20 protein-coding genes are annotated in these 18,617 nt (G+C 68.2%); 15 read left to right on the forward strand and 5 right to left on the reverse strand.

Annotated elements, in window-relative coordinates:
- From ACLQ3J_RS11220 to ACLQ3J_RS11240, 5 genes are all read left to right on the forward strand, one after another.
- On the forward strand, positions 1–497 hold a 497-nt coding region (locus tag ACLQ3J_RS11220), incomplete at its 5' end, for a peptidase (protein ID WP_425903258.1).
- A gap of 261 nt (positions 498–758) precedes the next feature.
- Positions 759–1,457, forward strand: a complete 699-nt coding sequence (locus ACLQ3J_RS11225; RefSeq protein WP_169621065.1) for a TMEM165/GDT1 family protein — start codon at positions 759–761, stop codon at positions 1,455–1,457.
- Positions 1,458–1,581: 124 nt separating this feature from the next.
- Complete coding sequence (locus tag ACLQ3J_RS11230; RefSeq protein ID WP_206036871.1) at positions 1,582–2,040, forward strand: MarR family winged helix-turn-helix transcriptional regulator; 459 nt, start codon at positions 1,582–1,584, stop codon at positions 2,038–2,040.
- On the forward strand, positions 2,037–3,275 hold the full coding sequence (locus ACLQ3J_RS11235; protein ID WP_169652261.1) for an MFS transporter: 1,239 nt from the start codon (positions 2,037–2,039) through the stop codon (positions 3,273–3,275). The genes ACLQ3J_RS11230 and ACLQ3J_RS11235 overlap by 4 nt, the downstream gene beginning before the upstream one ends.
- 56 nt (positions 3,276–3,331) lie before the next feature.
- Positions 3,332–4,099, forward strand: a complete 768-nt coding sequence (locus ACLQ3J_RS11240) for an SDR family NAD(P)-dependent oxidoreductase (protein WP_169621067.1) — start codon at positions 3,332–3,334, stop codon at positions 4,097–4,099.
- An 87-nt stretch (positions 4,100–4,186) separates the two neighbouring features.
- On the opposite strand, the gene ACLQ3J_RS11245 is transcribed toward ACLQ3J_RS11240, so the two are convergent.
- Positions 4,187–5,779, reverse strand: a complete 1,593-nt coding sequence (locus tag ACLQ3J_RS11245; RefSeq protein WP_378527237.1) for a TM0106 family RecB-like putative nuclease — start codon at positions 5,777–5,779, stop codon at positions 4,187–4,189.
- Positions 5,780–5,889: 110 nt separating this feature from the next.
- On the opposite strand from ACLQ3J_RS11245, the gene ACLQ3J_RS11250 reads away from it, so the two are divergent.
- Genes ACLQ3J_RS11250 through ACLQ3J_RS11270 form a run of 5 tightly spaced genes read left to right on the forward strand, consistent with a single transcriptional unit; the run spans position 5,890 to position 9,227 of the window.
- Positions 5,890–6,573, forward strand: a complete 684-nt coding sequence (locus ACLQ3J_RS11250) for a DUF6474 family protein (protein WP_169620824.1) — start codon at positions 5,890–5,892, stop codon at positions 6,571–6,573.
- A gap of 7 nt (positions 6,574–6,580) precedes the next feature.
- Positions 6,581–7,063, forward strand: a complete 483-nt coding sequence (locus ACLQ3J_RS11255; RefSeq protein ID WP_169620825.1) for a hypothetical protein — start codon at positions 6,581–6,583, stop codon at positions 7,061–7,063.
- 37 nt (positions 7,064–7,100) lie between these two features.
- The gene (locus tag ACLQ3J_RS11260; RefSeq protein WP_425903259.1) at positions 7,101–7,763 is read left to right on the forward strand and encodes a YcnI family protein; all 663 of its coding nucleotides are present in this window, start codon (positions 7,101–7,103) and stop codon (positions 7,761–7,763) included.
- A complete protein-coding gene (locus ACLQ3J_RS11265; RefSeq protein WP_169620827.1) occupies positions 7,760–8,281 on the forward strand; it encodes a copper resistance CopC family protein in 522 nt (173 codons plus the stop codon). Before ACLQ3J_RS11260 ends, ACLQ3J_RS11265 begins: the two co-directional genes overlap by 4 nt.
- 4 nt (positions 8,282–8,285) lie before the next feature.
- The gene (locus tag ACLQ3J_RS11270; protein WP_422424110.1) at positions 8,286–9,227 is read left to right on the forward strand and encodes a copper resistance D family protein; all 942 of its coding nucleotides are present in this window, start codon (positions 8,286–8,288) and stop codon (positions 9,225–9,227) included.
- A 52-nt stretch (positions 9,228–9,279) separates the two neighbouring features.
- Here ACLQ3J_RS11270 and ACLQ3J_RS11275 read toward each other — a convergent pair whose 3' ends face one another.
- A complete protein-coding gene (locus ACLQ3J_RS11275) occupies positions 9,280–9,924 on the reverse strand; it encodes a UdgX family uracil-DNA binding protein (protein ID WP_425903528.1) in 645 nt (214 codons plus the stop codon).
- A gap of 82 nt (positions 9,925–10,006) precedes the next feature.
- Complete coding sequence (locus ACLQ3J_RS11280) at positions 10,007–10,762, reverse strand: ABC transporter permease (RefSeq protein ID WP_425903261.1); 756 nt, start codon at positions 10,760–10,762, stop codon at positions 10,007–10,009.
- 60 nt (positions 10,763–10,822) lie between these two features.
- On the opposite strand from ACLQ3J_RS11280, the gene ACLQ3J_RS11285 reads away from it, so the two are divergent.
- The 3 genes from ACLQ3J_RS11285 (at position 10,823) to ACLQ3J_RS11295 (ending at position 13,918) form a co-directional block, all read left to right on the forward strand.
- On the forward strand, positions 10,823–11,593 hold the full coding sequence (locus ACLQ3J_RS11285) for a DUF427 domain-containing protein (protein ID WP_425903262.1): 771 nt from the start codon (positions 10,823–10,825) through the stop codon (positions 11,591–11,593).
- Between the two features lie 85 nt (positions 11,594–11,678).
- Positions 11,679–12,344 carry a TetR/AcrR family transcriptional regulator gene (locus tag ACLQ3J_RS11290; protein WP_422424114.1) on the forward strand — a complete coding sequence of 222 codons (666 nt, stop codon included), beginning with the start codon at positions 11,679–11,681 and terminating at the stop codon, positions 12,342–12,344.
- On the forward strand, positions 12,341–13,918 hold the full coding sequence (locus ACLQ3J_RS11295; protein ID WP_296550654.1) for an MDR family MFS transporter: 1,578 nt from the start codon (positions 12,341–12,343) through the stop codon (positions 13,916–13,918). The genes ACLQ3J_RS11290 and ACLQ3J_RS11295 overlap by 4 nt, the downstream gene beginning before the upstream one ends.
- Here the strand turns inward: ACLQ3J_RS11295 and ACLQ3J_RS11300 are convergent.
- Entirely contained in the window at positions 13,887–15,440 is a 1,554-nt protein-coding gene (locus ACLQ3J_RS11300; RefSeq protein ID WP_169620834.1) for a succinic semialdehyde dehydrogenase, read from the reverse strand. The two genes, ACLQ3J_RS11295 and ACLQ3J_RS11300, sit on opposite strands and share 32 nt — an antisense overlap.
- 151 nt (positions 15,441–15,591) lie before the next feature.
- Between ACLQ3J_RS11300 and ACLQ3J_RS11305 the strand changes: the two genes are divergently transcribed.
- Together ACLQ3J_RS11305 and ACLQ3J_RS11310 are read left to right on the forward strand one after the other, a co-directional pair.
- A complete protein-coding gene (locus tag ACLQ3J_RS11305; RefSeq protein ID WP_296550655.1) occupies positions 15,592–17,433 on the forward strand; it encodes an AMP-dependent synthetase/ligase in 1,842 nt (613 codons plus the stop codon).
- 17 nt (positions 17,434–17,450) lie between these two features.
- Positions 17,451–17,831, forward strand: a complete 381-nt coding sequence (locus ACLQ3J_RS11310; protein WP_169652270.1) for a DUF5313 family protein — start codon at positions 17,451–17,453, stop codon at positions 17,829–17,831.
- A 24-nt stretch (positions 17,832–17,855) separates the two neighbouring features.
- On the opposite strand, the gene ACLQ3J_RS11315 is transcribed toward ACLQ3J_RS11310, so the two are convergent.
- Complete coding sequence (locus ACLQ3J_RS11315; protein ID WP_169652271.1) at positions 17,856–18,605, reverse strand: FadR/GntR family transcriptional regulator; 750 nt, start codon at positions 18,603–18,605, stop codon at positions 17,856–17,858.
- Between the last annotated feature and the right edge of the window lie 12 nt (positions 18,606–18,617).

Genomic DNA, 18,617 nt, shown 5'->3' on the forward strand with positions numbered 1-18,617 from the left:
TTTCGGGCGGGCGGTGGGGGTGGGGGTGTGGTGTGGGGCGGGGGGGGCCGCCCCCCACGACCCGGGAGTGGACGCAACTGCTCGCGCTGACGGTGCGCGTGGCATCGTTGCCCGGACTGCTGCCCACCTCGACCGTGTTCGGGGTCAAGGAGGAGTTGCCCGACGATCCGGAGCCCGGAACGGTCGGATTGCTGATCGCCGAGGGGCCCGTCATCGGCGCCGAAGCCGTGACGCCGGAGCGATTCGCGGACTGCCGGCCGTCGGCGCTCATCATGTTGCATCCTCCGTCGGAGACGACTCCGACGCTGCCCGAGAATGCGGGTGCCGCGTCGGGGTGTGTGTTGTTGCCGGGCCTCCCCCACCTGGGCCTCGACCACCGGGCAGCCTGGGTGGAAGCGGAGCCGGACGGTACCGTGACGTCCCTGGTGAGCAGGGTCGGAGTGAATCCGAGCAGTGATCCCGACACCGCAATTCTGGCGATGCTGCTGGCCGCGTGACCCGCACCCGCACAAGAGAGTTCGGTTCTCCGAAACTGAGCATGCCCTTTACCGATGCGCTGTCGGGCCGGTATCGTTTGCTTCGCGAAGGGGAGTAGCCCCCAATCGCCGAGTCGACATACTGGCGGCGCCGCGCAGGCGGACCGCCCGGCACGGCGAACCGGACGGTAGTCCGGTGGGCGAGACCTTCGGCCGTCGGCGCACCGTGCCCGACGTCCGGAGGAAGCCCAATTTTCCTCCAGCGGGTGAGGAGGAATGCCGATGTGGTCCGCCGTCGTACTGAGCTTCGCAGTCATCTTCGTGGCCGAACTGGGCGACAAATCCCAGTTGATGGCCATGACGTTCGCGTTGCGGTACCGCTGGTGGGTCGTCCTGACCGGCATCCTGTTCGCCACGACGGCCGTGCATCTCGTATCGGTGGCCGTCGGGCACTATCTCGGCGTCGCCATTCCCCCCGTCGCGATGTCCATCGTCGGCGGCCTCGCGTTCCTGTTCTTCGGTCTGTGGACGTTGCGAGGAGATTCGCTCGACGACGCCGAACAATCGAAGGCCGGACGCGTGGCGCGTTCCGCGTTCCTGGCCGTGGTCTCGGCCTTCTTCCTCGCGGAACTCGGCGACAAGACGATGCTCGCGACCATCACCCTCGCCGCCGACAACGACTGGGTGGGCGTGTGGATCGGATCGACCGTCGGCATGGTTGCCGCCGACGCACTCGCGATCATCGCCGGTGCGGTGCTCGGCCGTCACATGCCGGAGAACGCCATCCGGCTCGGCGCGTCCGCCTTGTTCTTCGGGTTCGGCGCGTGGATGCTCGGCGACGGACTCGCGCCGGACTCGGCCGTGGTCGGTCCGGTCGCCGGAGGGATCACCCTCGTCCTCGCCGCTGCGGGGGCGGTCGTCGTCGGGAGGCGGGCGGCACGCCGGACGACTGCGGAGGTTCCGGCTCCCGTCGAGCCCTGATGTCCACCCGGCTTCCCGGCGTGACCAACGACACCGCGTGAGCGCCGAACATCCGGGCTCCTCTCGCTCCAGAAGAGTATGCTTGCCGATAGGCAAATACTTTGGGAGTTGAATGACACCACCGATGGGAAGCACACACTTCGACGACGACGACATCCACCGCCTGCGCATCGCCCTCGGCCGGATCGCCCGGAGCGTCGGCCGGTCCGCAACCGACGAGGGGCTCACCCGGTCCCAGTCGTTGCTGCTGACGACCGTGGCGAAGCACGGGACGATCGGGGTGCGCGAACTCGCGGAGCACGAGGGACTCAACCCCACAATGTGCTCGCGGATGGTCGGCAAGCTCGAAGAAGCCCAACTCGTCACGCGTTCCTCCGACGCCGGCGACAAGCGCGTCGTGCGGATCCACATCACCCCGGCGGGGGCGCGGCAGTCGGATGAGCTACGCGCTCGCCGGACGGCGATGTTCGCCCGGCACCTGGCGGAACTGGACGACGACCGACTCGACGCACTCCACGACGCCCTGCCCGCCCTCGAAGCACTCGGTGAGCGCATGTGCCGGGGACGGGAGGTGCGTGAGTGACCGTCATCGACGACATCCGCGGACAGACGTTCGCGGCCCTCCGCGGGCCCAACTTCCGCCGCTACATCGGCGGTCAGGCGATTTCACTCGTCGGCACATGGATGCAGACCATCGCCCAGTCGTGGCTCGTCCTCCAGCTGACCGGCTCGGCCACCGCCATCGGCATCGTCCTCGCCCTGCAGACCGTGCCGATGCTGCTCCTCGGGCCGTACGGCGGGGTGATCGCGGACCGCACCGACAAGCGCCGGCTCATGATCGGGCTGCAGAGCCTCATGGGTGTGCAGGCACTCGTGCTGGGTCTGCTCGTCGTGACCGGCACCGTCGAGTTGTGGCACGTCTACGTGCTCGCCGTACTGCTCGGCCTCAATCAGTGCTTCGAGAACCCCGCACGGCAGTCCTTCATGCTCGAAATGGTCGGGCCCGACGATCTCCGCAACGCGGTGAGTCTCCAATCGGTGCTCGCCTCGTGTTCCCGCATGATCGGCCCGGCTGTCGCGGGCATCGTGATCGCCGCAGGTGGTATCGGACTGTGCTTCCTGCTCAACGCGGCAAGCTTCGTCGCCGTCGTCACGTCGTTGCTGACACTCGACGTGTCGAAACTCGTGCCCTCACCGCCCACAGCCCGCGCGCGCGGCCAGCTACGCGAGGGACTCGCCTACGTGCGGCGCACATCCGATCTCGCGGTGCCTCTGCTGATGATGGCGCTGGTGGGATGCCTCGCCTTCGAGTTCCAGGTCGTGCTTCCGGTGCTTGCCGACCAGACGTTCGACGCGGGTGCCGAGGCGTACGGCTTGCTCACCGCGGCGATGGGTGCGGGATCGGTAGTCGGCGGTCTCGTGGTCGCGACCTGGGGGCACACGGGCACCAAGCCTCTCGTCCTGACGGCGCTCGCATTCGGTGTCGCAATGGCCGTAGCCGCAGCGTCCCCGACCATGCCCATCCTGGTGGCGACGATGGTCGTCGTCGGCGCTCTGAGCGTGACCTTCACGTCCACCACCAACAGCACGCTCCAGCTCACCGCCGCGCCGACCATGCGTGGCCGGGTGATGGCCCTCTGGTCCGTCGCCTTCCTCGGCTCCACCGCGATCGGCGGTCCCATCGCCGGCTGGGTCTGCGAGCAGGGCGGCGGGCGAGCCGGGCTGTTGCTGGGCGCGGGCGCGTGCCTCGTCGCCGCCGCGATGGGTGCCGCGGTGATGCGCCGACGGGCTGCGATCGAACTGACACCTGCACGCTAGGGTTCGTGACGGACCACACACGCGTGCCGCAAGGCCCGGACGAGGAGTTACGAACAGTGGAAATTCAGGGATCTGCCGCACTGGTGACCGGCGCCGCATCCGGCCTCGGTGCCGCCACCGCCCGTCGCCTCACCGACGCGGGGGCCACCGTCTTCGGTCTCGACCTCGAACAGTCGATCGAGCGCGTCGGCGACGCGGCACCCGAGGGCGTCACGCTCATCCCCACCGACGTGACCAGCGCCGAGGGCGTCCAGTCCGCGATCGACCGCATCGTCGAGTCGGGACTGCCGCTGCGCACCGTCGTCAACTGCGCCGGCGTCGGCTGGGCCGGCCGGATCCTGTCGAAGAACGGGCCGCACGACCTCGAACTGTTCCGCACGGTCATCACCGTCAACCTGCTCGGCACCTTCAACGTCATGCGCCTCGCCGCCGATGCGATCGCCAAGACCGAGCCGGTCGACGAGTCCGGCCAGCGCGGCGTCGTCGTCAACACCGCGTCCGTCGCCGCGTTCGAGGGCCAGGTCGGGCAGATCGCCTACTCCGCGTCGAAGGGCGGCGTGCACGGCATGACCGTTCCCGCAGCGCGCGACCTCGCGCAGTACGGGATTCGCGTCAACACCATCGCGCCGGGCATCGTCGACACCCCGATGCTCGCCGGCGTCACCGAGGAGTACCGCAAGGGCCTCGAGGCGGGCGTGCCGTTCCCGTCGCGCCTCGCACAGCCCGCCGAGTACGCACAGCTCGTGCAGATGATCGTCGAGCACGACTACCTCAACGGCGAGACCATCCGCATGGACGGTGCGCTGCGCATGGCGCCGCGCTGATCCGCGACGCACAACGCTTCCCACGTCGGCGCGGTGGAGTCACGTACTGCGTGCCCACCGTCGCCGCGTGCGGGCGGCCGCGTGCGGTCAGAGATCGTCGATGTGCGGAATCTCGAGGACCGCACGATCGGACATCCACTCCCGCAGGATCTTGGTCGCGACCACGTCGTCCTCGTTGTACTCGAGCAGCCGCGCGCGCTGACTCGGATCCGGCTCGCCGTCCAGCCCGACGGCCTCGCGGTACCAGCTCATCGACGCCTCTCCCCCGGCTTCGTCGTCGCGCCAGTGGTGACCGGCGATCGGGGCGACCTTCTTGAGCCCCTTCCCGTTCGGGCACACGAACTGGTCGGTGACGGCCTGGTAGATGTCCACCCATTCGGATGATCCGATGAACGCCTTGATCTCCGCTTCGGGCGGCACACCCGGAAAACCGCGGAACCGCCGCGCCGACGACAACAACCACTTGTCTTCCGCCGACCTCGAATAGCAGTAGGCCGCAAAGGTTTTCCCACGGCGCTCGGCGGTACGCCGCTGGTCCGACAACCACGCCCAGAACTCGGCGAACGACCGCGCCTCGTCGTCGGTGGGTACCGGCACCCAGGTCGCGAAGGGCCGGTACTCCGACTGCGATCCGGAGTTGAGCAGCGTCCCCCACAGATAGGCGCCGTGCTCGTGAAAGCTCTCCATGTCGACATCGACCTCGATGTCGGCGCGGTGGACGTGCACATGGCGGTACCGGCGGACGAGGGGGGCGCCCGCGAGCCACGCCTTCGCGATCACCACCGCATCCTCGAAGGGGCCCTGGGGCCAGATCTCGGGTGGTTCGCCTTCCCAGCCCGCTAGACCGTCGATGGTGTGGACTCCGAGTTCCCTGAGGACCTCGGCGCGCTGACCCGACGCCACCAGCGACACGTCGCGTTCGCGGGTGAGTTCGGCCCGGCACCGATCCCACCACGGGCACGTCCTGCACTCCCCGATCTGCGACGGTTTCGTCGGCGTCCGGCCGCGGGCGATCTCGACGCGATCGGTCAACCGGGCGTCGTACTCGTCGAGGACCGTGCTCAGATCGTGCACCAGAATGCAGTCGCCGCCGTACCCGATCGCGCCGCCGACCTGCCCGGGACTTGCGAGACCGTGCCGCTCGAGCATCCGGTACAGGTGCGCGAGGCGCATCTGGTCGCGGACCTGGCTGCGCACTTTGCGTGTCTGGTCCACCACCGGCTTCCACTCGAACAGCCCGGTGGTCGTGGCGCCCTGACCGGGATCGGTGACCTTATGGTTCACGACGATCACCGGGATGTAGCCCCCGCGCACGGTGTCGCGCAGCAGAATCTCCGACCTGCCCCGGCGTCCGGTGTCGACCTCGACGGGCAGCACCGCACCCCAGATCCGGTCGGCTCCGGCGCGACACGCCTCGAGAGTCTGTTCTGCGCGCTGCGACATCGAGCCGTCTGGGCCGATGAGCACCCAGCCCTCGGGGTCCGCCTCGAACAAGTGCTGACGGATCGCCTCACGGTGGGCGGCGGCCGCCTCCTGGCGCTGCCGCGCACCCGCGTTCTCGGCCGCACCTGCAAGTTCGTGGGGGAACGAAGCGTCCAGATACACCCGGTGGCGGCACCGCGTCAGCGCACTCGCCTCGAGGGAAACGGGTGTTCGCCGCACATCACGGGTTGGCTCCACAACTGTCCAGGGTATTCGCTGCGCACGGATCGCCTCGCACCAGCACCGTCACGTTAGGCTGACGCGGGGCGCCGGAGCGTCGTGTCGTACCGAATGGAGGGTGCTGTTCGATGGGGTTGTTCACACGGAAACGTCGCGCCACTCGCAAGGCGGAAGCCAAAGCTCTCAAGCACAGGGCGAAGCTCGAAGCGAAGCTGGTGGCGAAGAACCAGCTCAAGAACGACCGGCGAGCAGCGAAAGCGCAGCAGAAGCTGAGCAAGAAGCTGGCGAAGTCGCAGGTCAAGCTCGATCAGGAACTGCTCAGTTCGCAGGCGAAGATCGAGAAGGAACAGATCGCAACGCTCAAGGCACAGAAGAAGGCCGCAGAGAGCCAGGGCCTGACCGCAGCGAAGGTGCGCCGGTACCTCGGTGTCGCCCGTCTGCTCGCGCCGGTGCTCGTTCCGATCGTCTACCAGGTGGTCACGGCGCTGCGCGGTCAGCTCGACGCGCGACGGGCACAGCAACTCGGTGTCCCCATCGACGAGCTCGGCTCGTACACGGGCCGCGGTGCACGACTCAGTGCCCGGATCGCCGGCGCCGAACAGTCGCTCACCAAGATCGAGTCCCTGCACCCGAAGGACGCCGAGACGCAGAAGTTCGCCGCGGCGATCCGCGGTCGTCTCACCGACCTGACCGCGGCGGTGCAGGCTGCCGAGCAGATGCCCGCGGCGCGCCGGAAGTCGGCGCACGCCGCGATCTCGTCCGAGCTCGACGGCATCGAGGCCGATCTGCTCGCCCGGCTCGGGGTCCGCTGACCCGAACGTGAACACGAACCCGGCCCTCCTCGGCAGCACCGCGGGCATCACGACCGCGGCGCTGGCTGCGGCTGCGCACGGCGCGGCCGGTGGCGGTGTGCCCACGGGCCCCGCCTCGGCACTGCTGCTCGCAGTCGCCGCGGGGGTCGGGATCGTGGGTGCGTACGTGCCGACGCTGCCGCCGATCGCACTTCTCGCCGTCGGGCAACTCGGCACCCACGCCGTTCTCTCCGCCCTCACCGAGGGCCACCCGCACACGTCGGGATCGATGTTCGCCGCACACCTCGTGGCCGTCGCAGGCTGCGCGGTGCTGCTGGTCGCCGCCGCCCGGCTCTTCGACGCGTGCAGTACCGCGATCCGGGCCGTGACACTCCGGCTCGGCGGCGTACACGTGCCGGCGTCGCTCGCCCCGACGAGAACGACCGACCCGCTCGTCTGGGGTCGCGCTCCCCCGGCGATCTCCCGGAGAGGTCCTCCGGTCGCGCGGTGACGCGCAGCCGTATTCGTTCTCCGAGAAAGATCCACCCATGAAGACATCACCTACCCGTGCCCTCGTCGGCGCGGGCGCCACTGCTGTGCTGATGCTGGCCGGTTCCGGCCTCGCGTCCGCACATGTCACGGTCGTCGCACCGGGCGCGGAGCAGGGCGGTTACACCGTGCTGACGTTCCGTGTGCCCACCGAATCCGATACCGCCGGAACCACTGCGGTGTCGGTCGGCCTGCCCGGCCTGAAGTCGGCACGCACCGAACCATTGCCGGGCTGGTCCGCGACGATCGAGAAGGATCCCGAGACCCAACTCGCCACCGGCGTCACCTGGACCGCGGATCCGGGAGTTGCCGTCGGTCCGGGCGAGTTCCAGCAATTCGTGCTCTCCGCCGGGCCGCTCCCCGACGAGGCGGAAGTGTCGTTCCCCGCGGTACAGACCTACAGCGACGGCGAGGTCGTCGCCTGGGACCAGGTCACGACCGGGGACACCGAACCCGAACGTCCTGCTCCGAGCCTGACGCTCGCGGGCAACGGCGACGGGCACGGCGGCGGAGCACACACCACCGGCACCGACTCCGGCACCACGTCGGAGGACTCCGGCACCGATGTCACCGCACGGTGGCTCGGCGGCATCGGTCTCGTCCTCGGTGCGCTGGGCGTGGCCCTCGGCCTCGGCGCCGTGATCCGGGGACGGCGCTCATGAGACGCCTCTTCGTCGTTCTCGCCGCGTTGTTCACCGCACTGGCGCTCTCGGCCGGTCCCGCGGCGGCGCATTCCGTGGTGCTGTCGAGCTCGCCGGAGGACGGTGAGCAGATCGCGCAGGCACCCGAGCGGGTGAGCGTGACGTTCAACGAGCCCTTGCAGGAGCAGTTCGCGGCGATCACCGTCGTCGGCCCGGACGGCAACCTGTGGTCCGTGGGCGACCCCGCCGTCGAAGGTTCCACGGTGAGTGTCGCCGTGGACGGACTCGGTCCGGTCGGCGAGTACACCGTGGCCTTCCGGGTGACGTCCGCCGATGGGCATCCCGTCAGCGGTACCCGGACCTTCACCCTCACGCAGGAGGGCACCGGCGCGCCCGGTGAGCCGGCGTCCGGTACGTCCGAGACGGCCGACGGGAACGAGAGCGGCGACAGCGGGCCCGCCGTGTGGTGGTTCGTCGTCGCCGGTGTAGTCGTGATCGCCGGCGGACTGGTCTTCGCCCTTCGCAAGCCGAAGGCATGATCGGATGATCTCGGTGCGCCGGCGGTGGCTTCTCGGTGCCGCCGTCGGCGTACTCGCCGGCACCGTCGCCGGAGTGGCGTGCGGCTGGATGCTCGCGACCCCGGAGGCCTCCAGCTGGGTCCGGGCGCTGTCGGTGGGCACGGGATCGACCGTGCTCGGTATCGCGGTCCTCGCTGCGATGATCCGCGGTGAACGTCGGCCCGGAATCGAACCCGACGACGTGTGGCGCGCGATCGCGACGTCGAGCGGAGTGTGGCTCGCGCTCGAATCCGTCCAGCTCGTCCGGGAGGCCGCGTCCGCGGTCGCCGTTCCGGTGGGCGACCTGCGCGCCGGCTTGTTCGCCGAATACCTCGCCACTGCCGGTTCCGGGCGCGTCGAAGCCGCCGCCTGGGTCTGCGTCGCCGCGTGCGGCATCGTCGCGGTGGTGGCGTACCGGCGGTCGGCGTCGTGGTCCACCGCACCGGTACTGGTGTTCGCGGCGCTGGCGCTGATCGCGCGGCCCGCGACCGGGCACATGGCTCAGCAGACACTCGGTTCCCTGCTCAATGCCGCGCACGTCCTGGCCGCGGCCGTCTGGTTCGGGGTGCTGGCCGCATTGGCCCTCCTCGTGCGCAGACGCGGTACGTGGGCTCAGCTGCTCCCGCGCTACTCGGCGCTCGCACTGCGGTGCGTGGCGATTCTCGCGGCGACGGGCGTCATCGACGCTGCTGTCCGGATCGGGTCGCTCAGCGGACTGTTCGGCACCGGCTACGGACGCATCGTGCTGGCGAAGACCGCTGTGCTCGTGGCGTTGCTGGTGCTGGCGTGGACCTGGCGCCGAACGTGGGTGCCGGACGCGGTGTCGCACCGCATCACCGCCGAGGAGTCGCTCCGCAACGCAGTCGTGGAGGTGTGCGGCATCGCCGTCGTCTTCGGCCTCGCCGCTGCCCTCGCCACCGCCTCCTGAACTACCGCCTCCTGAACTACCGCTTCCTGAGTTACCGCGTCCCGCGCGACCGTCACTGCCCTGAGCGGGCGGCGCGGCGGAGGTCACCGACGAGCGACCGGAGCGCGTCGTCACGGTCCGATCGGGCGCGGAGAACCGCGGACGGATGGATGGTCACCACCACCGATGGATCCTGCCCACCGCGTATCTCGTCGGGCAGGCGCAGCACTTCGCCGCGGTGTTCGGTGAGCCTGAATCCGTTGCCCAGCAGCGCTTGCGCCGCGCTCGCGCCCAGACACACGACCACCTCCGGGCGTATCGCCTCGAGTTCGGCCAGCAGCCAGGGGCGGCACGCCGCTATCTGGCCACCCGACGGCTTCTTGTGGATGCGGCGCCTGCCGTTCGCCGAACGGTCGAAGCGGAAGTGTTTGACGGCGTTGGTGACGTAGACCGAGCCGCGATCGACACCCGCCTGCTCGAGGGCCTTGTCGAGCAGATACCCCGCCGGTCCGACGAACGGCTCGCCGGCGCGGTCCTCCTGGTCTCCCGGCTGCTCGCCGACGAGGAGCATGCGTGCGCTCTCGGGCCCCGCTCCGAAAACGGTTCGGCCTGCGGCCTTGTACAGGTCGCATCCGCGGCAACCGCGCGCCGCCGCCGCGAGTGCGGGCACCTCGCTTGTCTCGGGCAGGTACTCCTGGGCACCGGGATAGCTCACCACGACGACGGGATACCCCCGGACGCCGCCGATCCACGCGCGCGGCGACACGAACGTGCGGGATGGTGGTGAGCGGCGTGCCCCATCAGCCGGGCACCACGGGTTGCTGCCCGGCGACGCGGCCCAGGCCGACGGCGACACAGACGGCGGTGATCGATCCCGCAGCCATGATCGCCGCGAGCACGACGACCTGGAATCGTCCCGCTTCGAGCGGGGAGAGCCCGCCGAAGATCGCACCGACGAACGCACCCGGGAGTGTCACCAGGCCGGTTGTCTTGGTCTGATCGATCGGCGGAATCATCGCCGCGTGCACCGCGAGCCGTGCGTGCTCGGCCGTTGCCTGCCGCATGGTCGCGCCCAGCGCGAGCCATCCCTCGACTTCCAGCCATCGATCGACGACGAACTCGTGGAACCGCCGGCCTGCGAGACCTGCGACGGTCATCGCGTTGCCGATGACCATGCCGCCGAGCGCCAGCGCGTACCGCGGCGTCGCCGCTACCGCTCCGGTCACGAAGATCACCGCGAGCGCGACACCGATTCCCAGCAGCATGGCCCCGGCGACGATGGCCAGGACGCGCACGCCGCTTCCGACCCGGCGCGCGGCCGTCCATGTTCCGACCGAGAACATGACGAGCAGAACGACGCCGACCCACGCCCCGTTCGTGATGACTCCGGTGAGCACGACGCTGACGATCGCGAGTTGCAGTGCGCCACGCGCCACCGCGTACAGAGACGCGAACCTGTGCGGAACCCCAAAGACCCACAACACCGACGTGGCCACCGCTGCGAGCGCGAGGACACCGATCAGTGTGCGGAGGAGCACGTCAGGGTCGTCGATCATCGGATCGAGCGTATCCACCCGGACATGCCATCGCGATGCCGTGCGCGATACGGTCGATGCATGGCACGCAAGTCCGCTGTTCGCCGTCACGAACCCGAGTCCGACGACTACCTCTACGAGCCCACCGAACGGAGGATCCGGGGTCAGTTGTTCGATCGGACGATCGTCGACAGCAGCCGGGCTCTGCTGGTCTGGGCGCCGGGGAAGCCGGTGCCGTTCTACGCGTTCCCCCGCGACGACGTCCGGCTCGATCTGATCGCGGCGTCGCTGTCCCCGAGTCGCAGCCGACCGGATGTGTGGCAGTGGTACGACGTCGTGATCGACGAGCAACGCGCGTATTCGGTGGTCTACCAACTCGACGTCGACGGTCTGGACGATCGGCTGATCTTCCAGTGGTTCCGGCACGGGGAGACCGGGCCGGGTGACGAGGTCGACGAAGGCGAACGCTGGTTCGAGGAGGAAACCGAAGTGTTCACCCATCCACGCGACGCGCACCATCGGGTCGATGCTCTGCGCAGTTCGCGCCACGTTCGGGTCGAGATCGGCGGCACCGTGGTCGGCGAGACGCGCAATCCGGTGCTCGTCTTCGAGACGGGATTGCCCACCCGCTACTACCTGCCGCCGGAGGATGTCGATTTCTCCGTCCTCGAGGAATCCGAATGGCGGACGAGTTGCCCCTACAAGGGGACCGCGCGGTACTGGTCGTTCGTCGGCCAGCCTCCCGCGGAGAACGTGGCGTGGTCGTATCCCGAACCGTTCGCCGCGGTCGCCGATATCGAGGGCTACCTGTGCTTCTACGACGACGCCGCGGAGATCACCGTCGAGGACTGACCTGCGCATCGCACGCGGTAATGTTGTTCTCACGTCGAGAGAACTACATTTGCAGATTCTTATATTTGCACTAATGTAAAACTTCATGACTGCAGCGGAGCCCAGGGGCCAGGACGCGAAAGGTTCCCATCGCGAGCGCAAGCGGGCCCGCACGTGGGCCGCAATCCATCTCGCCGCGGCCGAATCCGCCGCCGTGCACGACCGCCTCTCGGACGTGACCGTGGAAGCGGTCGCGGAACGGGCCGAGATTTCGCCTCGCACCTTCTTCAACTACTTCAGGTCGAAGGAGGACGCCGTCCTGGGCCAGCAGGCTCCGGTGATCCACGACGACATCGCCGACGATTTCCACATCGAGGCCGGCGACGACCTCGTCGAGAAGGTCGCGTTCCTGTTGCTCGCGGTGTTCCGCACCTCGGTCCACCGCCTCATCACGTACGGCGAATACGTCACGTTGCTCGACCGCCACCCGGAACTGGCGCGCCGGCGCCTTCAGCACATCGATGCCGTGGAGGCACTCGTCGCCGACCTCGTCACCGCACGTCTCGCCGAGTCGCAGGCGCCCAACACATCGCCCGGCGGACACGGCGGGCACACCGTCGAGGAGACAGCCCTGCTGATCGTGACGGTGGCCGGTGCCGTGATGCGCACCGCGATGGCTCCCGTGCTCGACCTTCGGAACGGGACCGAGGGCGACGCGGACTCCGTCCTCCGCCGCACCTGCGCACACTTCAGGGAGGTCACGCGAGCATGAATGCCACCGCCACCACCGCCGCACCGCGCAGCCACACCGAATTCGACCGCCGCGCAATCACCTTCATTTTCATCGGGCTGATGGCGACGATGCTCGTCGCCTCGCTCAACCAGACCGTGCTCAACCCCGCACTCCCCACCATCGTCGGCGAACTCCACGGTGTCGACAAGATGCTGTGGATCGTCACCGCGTACATCCTCGCGTCCACGATCACGATGCCGATCTACGGCAAACTAGGAGATCTGTTCGGCCGCAAGCCACTGCTGCTGACCGCCCTGACCATCTTCCTGGTGGGCTCGACCATCAGCGCGTTCGCGGGAGATATCACGTGGCTGATCGTCGGCCGCGCCGCCCAGGGTGCGGGCGGCGGCGGACTGATGGTGCTGTCGCAGGCCACTGTCGCCGACGTGATTCCGGCCCGGCAACGCGGAAAGTACCTGGGCATCATGAGCAGCGTCTTCGCGGTGTCCTCGGTCGCCGGTCCCCTGCTCGGCGGCTGGTTCACCGAGGGACCGGGATGGCGGTGGGTCTTCTACATCAACCTCCCGCTGGGCGTACTCGCCTTCATCGCGGTGGCGTTCTTTCTCCGGCTACCCCGCACCCGCAACTCGCGGCCCCGCATCGACATCGCCGGCATGACGGTCCTGTCCCTCGCCACGACGCTTCTCGTCTTCGTCGCGACCTGGGGCGGCTCGCGTTACCCGTGGACCTCTCCCGTGGTGCTGGGTCTCATCGCGGGCACGCTCGCCACGGCAGTTCTGTTCCTGTTCATCGAAAGCCGTGCGGCGGAACCTATTCTCCCGCTGCACCTGTTCCGCGACCGCAACTTCGACGTGAGCACCCTCGCCGGTCTCCTCAACAGCATCGCGTTGTTCGGTGTCGCGGCATACATGCCGACCTACCTGCAGATGGTGGCGGGACGGAGCGCGACGGTCGCGGGCCTGCTCATGTTCCCGATGATGGGATCGATGCTGATCACCTCGACGCTGGCGGGACGTCTGGTGAGCCGGACCGGCCGATACAAGGTGACGCCCATCGTCGGCTCGGTGCTTGTCGCGGTGGCGATGCTGTTGCTGTCCCTGCTCACCGTGGACACACCGATCTGGGTGCTGTGCTGCTTCCTCGCCGTGCTCGGGGTCGGACTGGGCGCATCCATGCAGATCATGGTGCTCGTCGTGCAGAACTCGTTCCCGGTCGAAGAGGTCGGCACCGCCACCGCGGGTAACAACTACTTCCGGCAGATCGGAGCGACGCTCGGTTCGGCCGTGGTCGGCAGCGTGTTCGCCACCCGCCTGAATGTGCTTCTCGCGGAACGGGTCCCGGAAGGGGGCCTCGCCGCGGACGACGCCAATTCCCTCACTCCGGCCATGGTGCACACCCTGCCCGACGCCGTGCAGCAGCCGATCCTCGAGTCCTACAACGACGCCCTCACACCGATCTATCTGGCGATCGGCCCGTTGGCGATGGTGGCCGCGGTACTACTGTGCTTCGTCGTCGAGAAGCCCCTCGCGACCACCATCACGCGGCGTACGGACCCGGCCGTCAACGACCCGGCAGCCACCCCATCGCCTTGACGAGCGGGGGCAGCATCTTGGCCCAGATCTGCCTCGGAAGCCCGCGCGGGCCGTCGAGGTTCAGCACCCGGGTGACGGCCACGGTCTGCGACTCGGTGTACTTGAGAAGCCCTTCGGCACCGTGCCGGCGGCCCACACCGGAGATGCCTACGCCACCCATCGGAGCATCCATGCTGCCCCACGCCGGCGCGTAACCTTCGTCGACGTTGACGGTGCCGGCGCGGACCTTCGCCGCGATCTCTTCACCCTGCGCCTTGGTCGCCGCCCAGACGGAGGCATTGAGCCCGTACTCGGTGTCGTTCGCACGCCGGATCGCTTCGTCGACGTTGTCGACCGGGTACACCGACACGACCGGACCGAAGGTTTCGTCCCGGTAACACTCGGCGTCCTCGGGAACGTCGGTGAGCACGGTCGGTTCGTAGAACAACGGACCGAGGTCGGGGCGGGCCTTGCCGCCCGCCACCAGCGTCGCGCCCTTCGCCACCGCGTCGTCGACGTGGCCCGACACCGTCTTGACCTGGGTCTCGTTGACGAGGCAGCCCATCTCGGTGTCGAAGTCGTAGGACGCGCCGAGCTTGATCGCGCGCACCCGGTCGCCGAACATCCGCAGGAACTCCGGAGCGATCGACTTCTCGACGTAGATACGTTCGATGGAGATGCACAACTGCCCGGAGTTCGAGTAGCACGCGCGCACCGCCGCGTCGGTGACCTTCCGCAGGTTCGCTCCCGCGGTGACGATCATCGGGTTCTTGCCACCGAGTTCGGCGGAGAAACCGATCAGGCGCCGGCCGGCCTGCTCGGCGAGCAACCGGCCCGTCTGCGAGGACCCGGTGAACATCAGATAGTCGGAGTTCTCGACGATCGCCGTGCCCACCACCGATCCGGGGCCGGGCACCACGGCGAACACATCGCGTGGCACACCCGCCTCGTACAGCAGTTCGGCGACTGCGAGAGCGCAGTACGGCGTCTGACTGTCGGGCTTGAGCACCACCGCGTTGCCCGCGAGCAACGCGGGAATCGCGTCGGACACCGCAAGGGTCATCGGATAGTTCCACGGCGCGATGACGCCGACGACACCCTTCGGATGGTGCAGCACGGTGGTCTTCGTCAGGACGGGAAGCATCCCGGTCGCCCGGCGGGGCTCGAGCAGTTTCGGAGCGACGTGCGCGTAGTGCCGCGCCGTCATCGAAATGTCGAGCACCTCCTCCTGCGCGGACGTGCGGGACTTACCCGTCTCCGCCTGAGCCATGTCCATCAGCTGGTTTCGCCGCGCGTACACCAGTTCGCGGTAACGGAGGATGATCTCCGCGCGCTCGGTGACGGGCATCCGCGCCCAGGACGCCTGCGCAGTGCGGGCACGATCGATCGCGGCCTTTGCGTCGTCGGCGGTTCCGACGGGGACGGACGCGATCTCCTTCCCGGTGAACGCCTCGACGACAGGCCGCGTGGGCCGGTCCGCCGCGTCGGGAATGGCGATGAGATCGGCGAGACGTGCGAAGGTCGCAGCGCTCGGAGCAGGCATAAGACACCCCTACCGGTGAGTAGTTCTCGGAGTTACACCAAACGTACCCTCGGAAGGTGGTCCCTGTCACAAGCGCCTACCTCCGCCCGGGTCGTGAGTTACCCGGCGAAACCGGGCATCCCGCGCGCCCCGGCTTCCTAGACTGGGGCATATGACCACATCGAAGGGCATATCCGATGAGAAGGTCGATCGAGCGAAGATCGAGAACCGGGCGCCCTCTGTGGCTCACATGTTCCTCGACCGCATCACCGCGTCTCCCGATGCCGAGGCCTTCCGGTTTCCGATGGGCGCGGAGGAATGGATCGGGGTCACGTGGGCGCAGACGGGCGAACGCGTACGCCTGCTCGCGGCGGGCCTCATCGCGCTCGGCATCCAACCCGAGGACCGGGTGTCTCTCGCGTCGACCACACGATACGAGTGGGTCCTCGCCGACCTCGCGGTGATGTGTGCGGGCGCGGCCACGACCACGGTCTACCCCACCACGAACGCCCACGACGTCGCGTTCATCGTGGCGGATTCGGGAAGCCGGATCGTTATCGCCGAGGACGCCGACCAGGTCGGCAAGCTGGTTCAGCACCGGGACGAACTGCCGGATGTCTCCGCGGTGGTGGTCGTCGACGGCCACGGTGACGGCGACTGGGTACTCGGTTACGACGATCTCGAGGACCGCGGACGCACACTGCTCGCCGAGAACCCGAACGCGGTGTCCGACCGGATCCAGCGGATCCGGCCCGATCACCTCGCGACCCTCATCTACACGTCGGGTACCACGGGAAGGCCCAAGGGTGTTCGTCTGCCGCACTCGGCCTGGACCTATGAGGCCGCCGCGATCGACGCCATCGGCCTCCTCGGTCCCGACGACCTCCAATACCTGTGGCTTCCGCTGTCGCACGTGTTCGGGAAGGTGCTGCTGACCCTTCCCCTCCAGATCGGTTTCCCGACAGTGGTGGACGGACGAGTCGACAAGATTGTCGAGAACCTCGCGGTCGTGCACCCCACATTCATGGGGGCGGCGCCACGGATCTTCGAAAAGGCGCATGCCCGAATCGAATCCATGATGGAAGACGAAGGCGGCGCGAAGAAGAGGATCTTCGACTGGGCCGTCGGCGTCGGACTGAAGATGTCCCGGGCCCGGCAGGACGGCAGGTCCCCTGGCACGCGCGACAAGCTCGGCTACGCGCTCGCCGACCGACTCGTGTTCTCCACCGTCCGCGAGCGGTTCGGCGGCAGGTTGCGCTTCTTCATCTCCGGTTCCGCGCCGCTCAACCCGGACATCGGCAGGTGGTTCGATGCGGTGGGTATCCCGGTGCTCGAGGGGTACGGGCTCACCGAGACCGCGGCCGCGTCGTGCGTCAACCGCCCGGACTCGAACCGGATCGGCACGGTCGGGCGCCCGGTGCCCGGCACCGAGATAGCGATCGCCGACGACGGCGAGGTGCTGATCAAGGGGCCGGGCGTCATGACGGGCTATCACAATCGTCCCGACGCGACGGCCGAGTCGCTCACCGAGGACGGCTGGTTCCGCACCGGCGATATCGGCAGCATCGAGGACGGTTATCTGAGGATCACCGACCGCAAGAAGGACATGTTCAAGACCTCGCAGGGCAAGTACGTCGCACCGTCCGCGACCGCGGCGACGTTCAAGGGAATCTGCCCGTACGCGTCGGAGATCGTCGTCTACGGCGAAGGCAGGCCGTACTGCGTCGCGCTGGTGGGCCTGGACGCGGAGACCGTGACCGAGTGGGCCGGCAGGAACGGGCTCGACGGGGCGAGTTTCGCGGAGATCTCGCGGCACGAGAAGACGCGCGGCATGATCTGGACGTACATCGAGGAGCTGAATCTGCAGCTCAACCGGTGGGAACAGGTCAAGAAGTTCACGATCATCGACCGCGAACTCACGGTGGAATCCGGTGACCTGACGCCGAGCATGAAGTTGCGCCGCAAAGTGGTGGTGGACTCGTTCTCGGACAGCCTGGTGGGTCTGTACGACTGAGGGCTTATGCTGTCGATATGAGTAGTGCACGACCTAATTTGTTTCAGCGCCTCGGATACATGGTCGGTCGCACGTTGCCGCCCGAGATGCGCGAGTGGGTTCGCAACGACATCCTCGGTCCCGGGGGCGCGCGGCGCTATCTGCTGCGCTGGAACCTGCCGATCATCCCGCCGTTGATGCTGTTCCTGCTGATTCCGGGCCCGGTCTGGATTCCCTTCGCGATGATGCTGCTGCTGTTCCTGCCCTGGGTCTACTTCTCGGCGGCACTCATGCCCGTGTGGCAGCGCCATCGCTTGCAGCAACACGGAATCGATCCCGAACTGCTGAGCGAGAAAGCCCGTAACCGGGCGGCCCGGGAACGCGAGGACTACGAGCGTCGCATGGGCCGGGCCGTCTGAGCCTCGGCTCCACCGTGCGCCGGCCTACGACAGCACTTCCACCAGCGTGGTCTCGCTGTCGCCGGTCATGTACTTCTCGACCTTGTCGAGATGGTGACGCCAGAAGGCCTGTGCCCGGCCGGGTTCGCCCGCGCGCAGTAGTGCGACGAGTTTGCGGCTCGCGCGCAGCGCGACGGCCGCGCCGGGCCGGTCCGGCTCGGCGCGAGAGGAAATGTACAGGGCGGCATGAGCATCCATGATGTCGAGGAGCATGCCGGCCAGCGTGTTCAGCGTCTCGTTGCCGCCGAGTTCCATGACCGTGCGATGCACCTCGGTGTTCGCCTTCGCGAACGCGTGTGGATCGTCCAGGAAGGCTTCTCCCCGGTCGACCACGGCGGCGAGTTCGTCGATCCGCCCGTCGGGATCGGCCGCGATCAAACCCACCGCCGCGACCTCGAGTTCGGTGCGGGCGCGGTAGACGTCGGCCAGGGGGACGCCGCGGTATTGCAGCAGCAGGCCGGCATAGCGGGCTGCGGTGGACCTGTCGGGCGCCTGCACGCGGGCGCCCCCGTGGGCCCCGCGCAGAACGGTGATGATGCCTTCCGACTCGAGTATCCGGAACGCTTCACGCAATGTCGGGCGCGAGACGCCGAACCGCTCCATGAGCGCGGCCTCGTTGGGAAGCGGCTCCCCGGCTTCGAGTTCTCCGGTGATGATCTGGCGGCGAAGATTCGCCGCGATCAGTTCCCCGGCCTTGGGCACACGCACGATCGTCGAACGTCCGTCGAGTGGCATGTCCCCGTCCTG

Source organism: Rhodococcus sp. DT1 (assembly GCF_049844875.1).
Classification (GTDB): Bacteria; Actinomycetota; Actinomycetes; order Mycobacteriales; family Mycobacteriaceae; genus Rhodococcus.

Excerpts from the sequence above, each read along its gene's own strand:
- ACLQ3J_RS11225 (WP_169621065.1), top strand. The coding sequence starts at position 759 with ATGTGGTCCGCCGTCGTACTGAGCTTCGCAGTCATCTTCGTGGCCGAA.
- ACLQ3J_RS11230 (WP_206036871.1), top strand. The coding sequence starts at position 1,582 with ATGGGAAGCACACACTTCGACGACGACGACATCCACCGCCTGCGCATC.
- ACLQ3J_RS11250 (WP_169620824.1), top strand. The coding sequence starts at position 5,890 with ATGGGGTTGTTCACACGGAAACGTCGCGCCACTCGCAAGGCGGAAGCC.
- ACLQ3J_RS11260 (WP_425903259.1), top strand. The coding sequence starts at position 7,101 with ATGAAGACATCACCTACCCGTGCCCTCGTCGGCGCGGGCGCCACTGCT.
- ACLQ3J_RS11265 (WP_169620827.1), top strand. The coding sequence starts at position 7,760 with ATGAGACGCCTCTTCGTCGTTCTCGCCGCGTTGTTCACCGCACTGGCG.
- ACLQ3J_RS11270 (WP_422424110.1), top strand. The coding sequence starts at position 8,286 with ATGATCTCGGTGCGCCGGCGGTGGCTTCTCGGTGCCGCCGTCGGCGTA.
- ACLQ3J_RS11280 (WP_425903261.1), bottom strand. The coding sequence starts at position 10,762 with ATGATCGACGACCCTGACGTGCTCCTCCGCACACTGATCGGTGTCCTC.
- ACLQ3J_RS11285 (WP_425903262.1), top strand. The coding sequence starts at position 10,823 with ATGGCACGCAAGTCCGCTGTTCGCCGTCACGAACCCGAGTCCGACGAC.
- ACLQ3J_RS11290 (WP_422424114.1), top strand. The coding sequence starts at position 11,679 with ATGACTGCAGCGGAGCCCAGGGGCCAGGACGCGAAAGGTTCCCATCGC.
- ACLQ3J_RS11295 (WP_296550654.1), top strand. The coding sequence starts at position 12,341 with ATGAATGCCACCGCCACCACCGCCGCACCGCGCAGCCACACCGAATTC.
- ACLQ3J_RS11300 (WP_169620834.1), bottom strand. The coding sequence starts at position 15,440 with ATGCCTGCTCCGAGCGCTGCGACCTTCGCACGTCTCGCCGATCTCATC.
- ACLQ3J_RS11305 (WP_296550655.1), top strand. The coding sequence starts at position 15,592 with ATGACCACATCGAAGGGCATATCCGATGAGAAGGTCGATCGAGCGAAG.
- ACLQ3J_RS11310 (WP_169652270.1), top strand. The coding sequence starts at position 17,451 with ATGAGTAGTGCACGACCTAATTTGTTTCAGCGCCTCGGATACATGGTC.
- ACLQ3J_RS11315 (WP_169652271.1), bottom strand. The coding sequence starts at position 18,605 with ATGCCACTCGACGGACGTTCGACGATCGTGCGTGTGCCCAAGGCCGGG.